Here is a 3747-nt window from a genome sequence, read left to right as displayed (position 1 = left end):
CGTCCGGCCGCGCCTGGTCGTCCGCTGCCCCAGCCGCGGCCGGGGAGGCCTCGGCCTCAGGCGCCGCAGCGGCGTCGGGCTTCTCGGCCGGACCGGTCGCGTCCCCCGCTCCGGACTCCTCCTCGGGCGCCCAGGACACGACGATGATGCCGCCGACCACGCCGAGCAGGAACCCGACGACCCAGCCGCCGAGGTTCACGCCGGCGATCGAGTAGACGGAGATCGCCAGCGAGATCACGCCGTAGAAGATCCGGTGCACCGGCTGGGCGATCACCAGGATCCCGAGCAGCACGAGCGCGAGCGGCAGGATCGTGGCCTGCGCGCCCTCGACCCCGAACCGCAGCACGATGTTCATGCCGAGCTGGTCCAGCTTGATGGGGCCGGACAGGAGCATCTCCAGGCCCGCGAGAACTACCAGCACACCCCCGACGAACGGCCGCTGCCGGCGCCAGGGACCGAAGTCCCTGCGCCAGTCGGCAAACCTCGCGCGAAGTCCGGGGCGGCCGGCGTCCGCCGGGCCGTCACCCGGACTCAGAAGCACTCGGTGCCGTCCGTGATCTTGAGGCTGAGGTCCGTCAGCTGGAAGACGGCGGCCTGCGTGCTCCACGACACCTGCTGGAGACCGTCGATGTCGATCGAGTCGGAGTCCATGGCGAAGTCGCCGGCGTCGCCCTTCTTGGTCGTGTTGACCGTCGAGGCGTCCACGCCGATGCGGATGTTCTTGAAGACCGCGGTGCCCGACAGGTCGTTCATACCGATCTGCAGGTCGGTGGCTTTCGCGGGCTCGTCACCGGTGCCCGCGGAGATCAGCAGGCCGACCTTGCCGAGCGGGGTGTCCTGCACGACCGACTGGCAGAGGTTGAAGAGCTTCGCGTCCTTGATGTTGGCGATGGCGGCCGGGTGCTGCGTGCCGTCCGAGGCGGTCGCGACGCCCGCGTACTGCGAGAAGCCCACACCCTCGAGCTTGTCGGCGCCGATCTTGAACTGGCTGCCGGAGATGGCGAACGAGACGGGCACGGCGCCCTGTGCGACCCCGCCCAGCAGGATGCTGGCGGCAACGGTGACCGGGATGACGGCGAGAGCCACGCGGCCCTTACGCGTCCCCGTGAGCTTGCTGAGCTTCATTGGTTTTCCCCTTGTGCCAATGTGAGGGCGACGGCATCGTCGTCCCGCCGCGACGGTAGCGCGACTACTGACTCACCGTCAATTGACTCGCTGACAGCGGCGCAAAGCTTGCCGGATATGCTCGACGCATGGCAACAGCCCGACGCACGCGACTCCGTCCGGAGGAACGCCGCAACCAGCTCGTCGCACTGGGTGTCGCAACTCTTGCGGACCGCCCGTTGGCCGAGGTGACCGTCGAGGAGATCGCCGCCGAGGCCGGTGTCTCGACGGGGCTCGTGTACTACTACTTCGGCTCCAAGAACGGCCTGCACCACGAGATCGTGCGCCGCGCGCGTGACTCCATGCTCCACGCCTCGGAACCCAAGCCGGAGCTCCCGCCCGCCGAGCGCCTGGCCAACACGCTGAGCCAGCTCGTCGCGTACGTCCGGGAGCACGGACCCACCTTCTACTCGCTCGTGCGCGGCGCGGCCAGCGGCGACGAGGAGGTGCGGGCCGTGATCGAGGACGCGCGGCGCCAGCAGACCGAGCGCGCGATGGCCGTGCTGCTGGAGCTGGGCGTGGAGGAGACCGAGCTCCTGCGGATCGCGGTCCGGTCCTGGGTGGCCCTCGCGGAGCAGGCCCTGGTCGACGGCGGCATCAACTCCGACCTGGCCGACGACGAGCTGGTCGGCTACCTCGAGCGCAGCCTGGGCGGCGTCGTCGCCGCCGTTGTGCCGGGTGCCGCGGAGGCCCTGTTCGGGGCACCGGCCAAGGCCTGAGCCCGTCGGGGCTCAGAGGGCCTTGACCATCAGCAGGCAGGGGTCGTCGGCCCACAGGTCGGGGAACTCCTCGACCGGGTGGAAGCCGCAGGCGCGGTAGAAGGCCCGGGTCTGGTCGAACCCCGGGTCGTACGCCGACGGCCCCAGCGTCTTCACGCTCAGGAGCCGCACCCCCTGGGCGCGGAGGTCTTCCTCGACGCGCGCCATGAGACTGCGCCCGATGCCGGCCCGGTGGTGCTTGCGGCGCACCGCGAGCAGGTGCACCTCGGCCGACGTCGGATAACGCTGGTCCAGGAGCAGCACGCCCAGCACGTCGTCGGCCGGGATGGCGCCGCCGTCGACCCCGGGATCCTCGGTCGCGACCGCCACGTAGTTGGGGAACCTGGCCGCGGCGTCGACGTACTCGTGCGTGAACCTGTCGATGCCGAACCATTCCGGCAGCTCCTCGAGGATGTCGTGCGCGGCATCCGACCGGCCGAGGGTCCTGACCACGGTGTATGTCCCAGACACGCGGATCAAAATAGTCCGGACGGGCCAAGTTCACCCGTCGAACGCGAATATGGCGGCGGCACGGATCCGCAGGACGAGAACGGGGCGGGGCAGGACGCCGTTCCGCGTCCTGCCCCGCCCCGCTGCTCTCCCGCCAGGGCACCCCCGAGGGGATGGAGAGGGTCAGCCCTGGTTGTCGAAGAACTGCTGCAGCCAGTCCGGGATGTTGTTCGGGTTGGTCTGGTCCGATCCCGAGCCCGAGCCGTCCTGCTGGCCCTGGTCCTGGCCCGGCAGCTGGCCCTGCTGGTCCTGCGAGGAGGTGGCCGCCTCGTCCTTGACCGCGAGCGTGACGGTGATCTCCTGCGTCTTGCCGTCGCGAACCACGGTCAGCACCGACTTGGCACCGGCCTCCTTCTCCCGGACGAACGCCGTGAGCGACTCCGGGCTGTTGACCGCCGACCCGTCGATCGCGACGATCACGTCGCCCTGCTCGATGCCGGCCTTGCCGGCCGGCGAGTCGGCGACGACGTCCTCGACGCCCGCGCCGCGCCGGGTGACGCCGTCCGCCGTCGCCGTGGCGTCCGACATCGAGACGCCGAGGAAGGCGTGCTGGGCGGTGCCGTTCTCCTTGAGCTGGTCGCCGATCTGCGACGCCAGGTTGCCCGGGATCGCGAAGCCCAGGCCGATCGAGCCGGAGCTGCTGGACGTCCCGCCACCACCGCTCGACAGCGTCGCGATCGAGGACGTGATGCCGATGACCTCGCCCGAAGCGTTGAACAGCGGACCACCCGAGTTGCCCGGGTTGACCGCGGCGTCGATCTGGATCGCGTTGGTGACCACCTGGTCGGACCCGTCCTCGGCGCTGGCCGTGACCGGGCGGTCCAGGGCGGACACGATGCCGGTCGTGGCGGTGTTCGCCAGGCCCAGCGGGTTGCCGAGCGCCATCACGGGCTCGCCCACCACCACGTTGTCCGAGTCGGCGAACTTGGCCGGCTTGAGGTCCGACGGCGGGTCGGTGAGCTGGACGACGGCGAGGTCGGTGGTCGGGTCGGTGCCGACGATCTCGGCCTCGTACACGCTGCCGTCGCTGAGCGTGACCTGCACGGTCTGCGCCCCGGAGACCACGTGGTTGTTGGTCAGGACGCGGCCCTGGCTGTCGAGCACGACGCCGGAGCCCTCCGCGCCACCCGCCTGGGTCTGCACCTGGATGGACACCACGGACTGCTCGACGGCGGAGGTGACCGCCGTCCAGTCCGGGTTCTCCACCGTGGAGCTCTTCACCGGGACGGTCTGGCTGTTCGACTGGCCGACGTCCGCGAGGGAGGCGCCGTTGTCCGCGCCGCCGGTGAGCGTGATGAGGCCAGCCGTACCCGCG

The 3747-nt window shown here is 70.6% G+C and carries 5 protein-coding genes; 1 reads left to right on the top strand and 4 read right to left on the bottom strand.

Features of this window, described 5'->3' with window-relative positions:
• Together PROKR_RS36615 and PROKR_RS29280 are read right to left on the bottom strand one after the other, a co-directional pair.
• The coding region (locus tag PROKR_RS36615; protein ID WP_051433491.1) for a DUF6114 domain-containing protein at positions 1-421 on the bottom strand (421 nt) is incomplete at its 3' end.
• 110 nt (positions 422-531) lie between these two features.
• Entirely contained in the window at positions 532-1125 is a 594-nt protein-coding gene (locus PROKR_RS29280) for a DUF6230 family protein (protein ID WP_036971199.1), read from the bottom strand.
• 128 nt (positions 1126-1253) lie between these two features.
• Here PROKR_RS29280 and PROKR_RS29275 point away from each other — a divergent pair, with 128 nt between their 5' ends.
• Positions 1254-1883, top strand: coding sequence for a TetR/AcrR family transcriptional regulator (locus PROKR_RS29275; protein ID WP_036971196.1), 630 nt, complete (start codon positions 1254-1256; stop codon positions 1881-1883).
• A 12-nt stretch (positions 1884-1895) separates the two neighbouring features.
• Here the strand turns inward: PROKR_RS29275 and PROKR_RS29270 are convergent, their stop codons facing one another.
• Positions 1896-2393, bottom strand: coding sequence for a GNAT family N-acetyltransferase (locus PROKR_RS29270; RefSeq protein WP_169736642.1), 498 nt, complete (start codon positions 2391-2393; stop codon positions 1896-1898).
• 162 nt (positions 2394-2555) lie between these two features.
• Positions 2556-3747: S1C family serine protease (locus PROKR_RS29265; protein ID WP_157602862.1), on the bottom strand; the 1192-nt coding region annotated here is incomplete at its 5' end.

Origin of the sequence: Promicromonospora kroppenstedtii DSM 19349 (genome assembly GCF_000515355.1) — a bacterium.
Taxonomy (GTDB): Bacteria; Actinomycetota; Actinomycetes; order Actinomycetales; family Cellulomonadaceae; genus Promicromonospora; species Promicromonospora kroppenstedtii.
This window is presented reverse-complemented; position numbering and strand designations above follow the sequence as displayed.